Origin of the sequence: Alteribacillus sp. JSM 102045, assembly GCF_041949975.1 — a bacterium.
GTDB lineage: Bacteria > Bacillota > Bacilli > Bacillales > Marinococcaceae > Alteribacillus.
In genome coordinates this window covers 1-3,726 of record NZ_JBHFQG010000072.1, presented here as the reverse complement: position 1 = coordinate 3,726, position 3,726 = coordinate 1, and the positions used below count along the sequence as shown (strand labels likewise).

Annotated in this window: 4 protein-coding genes; 3 read left to right on the top strand and 1 reads right to left on the bottom strand. The window is 39.6% G+C overall.

Annotation, left to right across the window (positions count from 1 at the left end; translation table 11 throughout):
• Positions 1 to 118: 118 nt before the first annotated feature.
• On the bottom strand, positions 119 to 454 hold the full coding sequence (locus ACE1TI_RS21440) for a hypothetical protein (RefSeq protein WP_375009550.1): 336 nt from the start codon (positions 452 to 454) through the stop codon (positions 119 to 121).
• Positions 455 to 732: 278 nt separating this feature from the next.
• On the opposite strand from ACE1TI_RS21440, the gene ACE1TI_RS21435 reads away from it, so the two are divergent.
• From ACE1TI_RS21435 to ACE1TI_RS21425, 3 genes are read left to right on the top strand one after another with little or no spacing between them, the layout of a single operon-like run.
• Positions 733 to 1,341 (top strand): recombinase family protein, encoded by a 609-nt coding sequence (locus tag ACE1TI_RS21435; protein WP_375009549.1) that lies wholly within the window; start codon positions 733 to 735, stop codon positions 1,339 to 1,341.
• Between the two features lie 44 nt (positions 1,342 to 1,385).
• A complete protein-coding gene (locus ACE1TI_RS21430; protein WP_375009548.1) occupies positions 1,386 to 2,774 on the top strand; it encodes a Mu transposase C-terminal domain-containing protein in 1,389 nt (462 codons plus the stop codon).
• A 52-nt stretch (positions 2,775 to 2,826) separates the two neighbouring features.
• Positions 2,827 to 3,633 (top strand): AAA family ATPase, encoded by an 807-nt coding sequence (locus ACE1TI_RS21425; protein WP_375009547.1) that lies wholly within the window; start codon positions 2,827 to 2,829, stop codon positions 3,631 to 3,633.
• Positions 3,634 to 3,726 lie beyond the last annotated feature (93 nt).

The window sequence follows — 3,726 nt, the reverse complement described above, 5'->3', positions numbered from 1 at the left end:
CAAAAGGAGACAAAACAGCGGAAAAAAGTTTCGTACCGAAGGACATGGAATTTCCCCTCCTTTTTACTGCCCTTTTCATGATTAATATAGCCATGCAGTAATCGCGTCCATAGCTTAATTACATACCTGACATTCCAGCTATAATTACAAAAGTAGTCCAAAGGAAACCGATGACAAGTGCCGAAGTTGAGAAAGTCCTAAGTAAGATGGGGAACAATGTTTTCTTACCGTTTCTTCTTTTCACAGACAGGATAATGAAGCCGATACCTAATAATCCGGTTAGATAAGTAAAAACAACTCCTATCCAATACCATGTCAATCCCTCGCCCCAATACGCCATATCCTGAAATAGTTTACTGAGATAAAATACACCTGTCGCACATATCAATGCCAATACAGCATAAAACCATTGCATTGCATTCTCAGCTTTAAATCTTGTCCTCACTGATTCCACTGAAATCAGCCCCTCTTTCTTAATCAATACTTACTTCAATTCTAACACGTGTTATTCCACATAATGGCCCTTTTCTGCAATAGGTTTTTTTGGTTCGTTTGTAAAAGTATACCTTTACGAACGGTTTATTTTTTCATCTAATAGATAGCTATAAACGTTCGTAAATAACAAGAAAATAATTATGAACGTCCATTTAATTTGACGTACATTTACGAACGGAAATGAGGTATAATGAAGAAGGTACACTGGATGTTTGTGGAAAGGAATGCTAGTAGTAAATGGAAAACAGACGAATGGGTTATATAAGAGTAAGCAGTAAAGATCAAAATGAAGAAAGACAAATTGCTGCTATGAAAGAACACGGGATTAATGAAAGAGATATTTTCATGGATAAAGTAAGTGGAAAAGATTTTCAACGAGAAAATTATCAATTACTCAAACGTATTCTTCGTAAAGGCGATGTTTTGTATATTCATTCTCTCGACCGTTTCGGAAGAAATAAAAACGAGATTGTCGAAGAATGGAACGATATTACCAAAAATATTCAAGCTGATATTGTTGTGTTAGACATGCCGTTACTGGACACGACCCAATACAAAGACAGCATGGGTACTTTTATTGCCGATCTTGTCTTGCAAATTCTATCTTGGGTGGCTCAAGAAGAAAGAGATCGCATTCGAAAACGTCAACGTGAAGGCATTGATGCAGCCTTGGAACAAGGAAAAAAGCTAGGAAGACCACAAGCCCAAGTTACAGATGCTTTTCGTGAAGCTTATGCTGAATGGAAGGAGGGAAACATCACAGCGACAAAAGCAATGCAACAAGCCGGAGTTAAAAAAACAACATTTTATAAGCTTGCTAAACGGATAGAAAAGAATGTAACATAGTGAACATTTACCCTATGTTTAATGTAAGGAAAGGGGAGCAAAGGATGTCGTCTGATAACAGGTTTGCCTTAACTTCCTATACGGAAGAACAAAGAGCAAAAGCCATGGAACGCTTTCGTCTTATTCGTCCTTTTTTAGAAGAAGAAACTTCTTTATCAAACATTGCTTCCGAAAGCTCGGTGTCATTACGTACTCTACAACGATGGGTCCAACACTACCGGAAGGGTGGATTCCGAGCACTCATACCTAAGCATCGTTCCGATCAAGGCATTCGAAGAAAAATATCCTCTCAACTTGTATCCGTCATTGAAGGCCTTGCTTTAAAAAAAGCTCCTCCAAGTATTGCTTCGATTCACCGAAAAGTTGAAAAAATGGCGATTGAACACGGATGGGAAACCCCAACCTATGCAACGGTCTATGATATCATCCAACGTCTCCCTCTCTCAGTACGAACATTGGGAAATGAAGGATCAGCTTCGTACAAAGAAACGTTTGATTTGATTCACCGAAGAGAAGCTAAAAAGTCGAATGAGATATGGCAAGCCGATCACACCCAGTTAGATATATGGGTATGGGATGAGAAAAGAAAACCGGCACGCCCTTGGCTCACCATTATTTTAGATGACTATAGTCGTGCGGTGGCTGGTTATTTTTTAAGCTTTGATGCACCTTCTGCTATCCAAACCTCCCTTGCCTTACACCAAGCTATATGGCCAAAGGAAGACAGCCGGTGGCGTATTTGTGGAATTCCGGAAGTCTTTTATACAGATCATGGTAGTGATTTCACCTCTAGACATATGGAACAAGTCGGCGCCGACCTGCGTATGCAACTCATTTTTTCCTCGGTCGGTGTACCTCGAGGACGAGGAAAAATTGAACGTTTTTTCCAAACCGTCAATCAGATGTTTTTACAAGAACAGCCGGGGTATATCTTTCGTTCCCGTTCTTCCCCATCACCTTCTATGACTCTACCGGAACTTGATCATCGATTACGAGAATTTCTGCTTGGAACGTATCATTCTCGCGTTCACGGAACAACCGAATCTCCACCTGTGAAACGTTGGGAGGCAGAAGGTTTTCTTCCTCAACTCCCAAACTCTCTTGAAGATTTAGATTTACTATTGTTACACGTTGCCACCTCTCGCCGTGTGCACCCTGATGGAATACGATTTCAAGGTTTTCGTTATGAATCAACCATCTTAGCTCCTTATATTGGAGAAGATGTCATGATTCGCTATAATCCTCGTGATTTAGCTGAAATTCGTGTCTTTTATGAACATCAGTTTTTATGCCAGGCGATCTGTCCCGAGTTAGCCGGTTATGAAGTAAATATCAAAGATGTCATCGCTGCAAGAAATAAAAGAAAAAGAAACCTTACCCGTCAAATCAAGACACGCCATGCCGTCATTGATGAACTTGCACAAACACCTTAAGAAACACCAAAACCAAGTCAATCCCCTAAGTCAAATTTAAAGAGGTATATTCATGAGTAAGAAACAAATTTTTTTGGAAACGAAAGAGTATCGCCGTTTCGAGGAATTTTGTGCAGCTTGCCGGAAATACCAGTATATCGGTGTATGTTATGGGGAGGCAGGAGTTGGAAAGACAATGGCTGCCAAACACTTAGCATGGTGGGATATGTTATCACCTTGGCTTGATTTACCACGGGTAGAAGATCATCATGAAGTTCCCTTAGAAGTGCTTAATAAACATACATTATATTATACAGCTCCTGTTGTGAAACCTACCCAGATTGGACATTCATTATCGGTCTTGAATCTTCGCTTAACTATGCTTCATGAAAAAGCTCGTTATCAAAAAGAAGGAACACGGAAAGAAATCACAGACTTTTATGAAAGCACGGACCTTGTTTTGATTGATGAAGCTGACCGATTAAAGTTAGTTGGATTGGAATTAATCCGGGATATGTACGATAACCATCCGATGGGGGTTGTCCTTATAGGGATGCCAGGTCTTGAACGTCAATTGATGCGCTATCCACAGTTATATTCCCGGATTGGATTTGCCCATGAATTTAAAAAACTAAGCAAGGAAGAAATGACCTTTATTTTAAAACACAAATGGCAAGAACTTGGCTTGCAAATTAACCTTGAAGATTTTACTGATTACGAGGCTTTTACGGCTGTGGTACGGATAACGGGTGGGAATTTTCGTCTTATTCAACGTCTCTTTACACAGATTGAACGTGTTATGACGATTAATCAAGTTGAGAAAATATCCAAAGAAGTGGTTGAAGTAGCAAGAGAAAGCCTTGTTATTGGTCATAAATAAGCAGTGGTCATCATTCGATTACTGCTTATTTTATGGGCTTCATACGACAAATAATTCTCAAAAAAAGCCGCCATATAGCTCTAAAATTCACAA

Bases quoted from the DNA above. Each gene is read 5' to 3' on its own strand.
- ACE1TI_RS21435 (WP_375009549.1), top strand. From the start codon at position 733: ATGGAAAACAGACGAATGGGTTATATAAGAGTAAGCAGTAAAGATCAA.
- ACE1TI_RS21430 (WP_375009548.1), top strand. From the start codon at position 1,386: ATGTCGTCTGATAACAGGTTTGCCTTAACTTCCTATACGGAAGAACAA.
- ACE1TI_RS21425 (WP_375009547.1), top strand. From the start codon at position 2,827: ATGAGTAAGAAACAAATTTTTTTGGAAACGAAAGAGTATCGCCGTTTC.